The 545-nt window shown below is 43.9% G+C and carries 1 protein-coding gene; it reads left to right on the top strand.

Annotated features, from left to right (window positions below):
- Window positions 1–32: 32 nt before the first annotated feature.
- Window positions 33–545 (top strand): mucin-binding protein (locus D8790_RS10705; protein ID WP_446677488.1); only part of this gene is annotated, 513 nt, incomplete at its 3' end.

The raw sequence follows: 545 nt of genomic DNA, 5'->3' as shown, positions 1-545 counted from the left end.
ATGACAAGATCAAGTCAGCTCAACAAGAAGCTGTGAAGGAATTGAGCCGTACGATCAAGTACGTATACGAAGATGGTAAAGAAGCAGCACCAAGCTTCACAGACAGCGCTAAATTCACGCGTATTCTGAAGATCAACGTCGTAACGAAAGCGATCGTAGAAAAAGGCCCATGGACATCACAAGATGACGTGATCAAGGGACAAACTTCACCAGACATCAAGGGTTACGTAGCAGATAAAGCTAGCGTAGNAGATGTGAAGGTTACAGCAGACTCAGCNAAACCAGCNGATGAAGTCGTAACTTACAAGAANGCTGATCAAAAAGCAACNATCACCTTCGTAGACCAAGCTAAGAAAGAATTGGCGAAGATCTCAGAAGGCGGTAAGTCAGGCGAACCAATTAGCCGTGACCAATACCTTGCGAAGTTGAAAGAATTGACTAACCAAGGTTACAAGGTTGTGAACGATGAGTTCAAGGATCCACAAAACTTTGATGATGATGCAAGCAAGGACCAAAACTTCACTGTTCAATTGGAAGAAGGCGTA

The organism is Streptococcus cristatus (assembly GCF_003943535.1).
Taxonomy (GTDB): Bacteria; Bacillota; Bacilli; order Lactobacillales; family Streptococcaceae; genus Streptococcus; species Streptococcus cristatus_L.
Note: the sequence above shows the minus strand (reverse complement) of the source record. Positions and strands in the feature narration are given on the sequence as shown.